The organism is Streptomyces sp. SID1328 (assembly GCF_009865595.1).
Classification (GTDB): domain Bacteria; phylum Actinomycetota; class Actinomycetes; order Streptomycetales; family Streptomycetaceae; genus Streptomyces; species Streptomyces griseoluteus.
In genome coordinates this window covers 1-1,210 of the sequence record NZ_WWKH01000097.1, presented here as the reverse complement: position 1 = coordinate 1,210, position 1,210 = coordinate 1, and the positions used below count along the sequence as shown (strand labels likewise).

General features: G+C 76.7%; 1 pseudogene. It reads left to right on the top strand.

The features are described 5' to 3' along the window. A pseudogene (locus GT030_RS03010) lies at positions 1-1,210 on the top strand (helix-turn-helix transcriptional regulator); the annotation flags it as partial.

Below are 1,210 nucleotides of genomic sequence, written 5' to 3'. Positions count from 1 at the left end.
CCGACGGCGTGCCCGGCGCCGAGGAGCGGCGGCTGACCGCTGCCGAGGACGCGATCACGGCCGGCGAGGTCGACCTCGCCCGGGACATCGCCCGCGAGGTGCTGAGCCGTACCGCCGTGGCCGCCGAACGGGTGCGGGCCTGGATCGTCGTCATCGACACCGCCGGGCACACCATGGCCGAGGTCGACGCCGTCTTCCCGCAGGCGCTCGCCGACGCCGGGCAGGACCCCCGGCTGCTGGCCCTGGTCAACTACCAGCTCGCCTGGCGGGCGCTGATCGTGCAGGGCGACTTCACCGAGGCCCGTACCGCCGCCGCGCACGCGGCCGCGCTGGCCGAGCACGGCGGGGACCGGCGCACCGAGCTGATGGCGCTGGCCTTCCAGGCGCAGACGGAGACCCTGATGGGCCATCCGGAGGCACCCCGCACCATCAAGCGGGCGCTGCGCGAGCCCCAGGACGCGTCGGTGGCGTGCCATCACAACGGGGCGGGCAGCGCGCGGTTCCGCTGGCTGGTCATGGGCGACCGGCTGGCCGAGGCGCGCGGCACGGTGACCGCGCTGCTCGGCGAGGTGCGGCGGCGGGGCTCGGTGGAGAGCGAGGTGCACTTCCTGCGCGGGCTCGCGGAGACCGAGCTGCACGCCGGGAACTGCGGGCGCGCCCTGGAGCTGGCCCGTGAGGCGCTCAGGCTCGCGCGGGACTCCGGGATCGGGGAGACCGCCTCCGCCATGCTGACCTCGATGGCCGAGGCGTCCGGCGGGGACGTGGGCCGGGCGCTGTCGCTCGCCCACGAGGCGGTGGAGCACGCCGAGCAGGACGGCGACCAGATGTACCTCTCGCGAGCGCTCGCCGCCCTCGGGTACGCCCAACTGGTGGCCGGGGACGCGGCCGGGACGGTGCGCGCGCTGCGCCGGGTACGCCGTCTGGAGCAGGATCTCGGCATCACCGACCCGGCGCGCGGCCGTTGGCAGGGGGACCTCGCGGAGGCGCTGGTCCGCATCGGTGAACCCGGCGAGGCGCAGGACCTCATCGACACCAGCCGGGAGCACGCCGAGCGCCTCGGCCGGGCGAGCGTGCTCGCGGTCCTGGACCGGGCGGAGGCCCTGGTGCGGGCGGCCCGCGGCGACCAGGAGGGCGCGCTGGCCCGGCTGACGTCCGCTCAGGACCGGCTCACCGAACTGGGCTACGGGCTGGAGGCGGCCCGCGCCGCGTT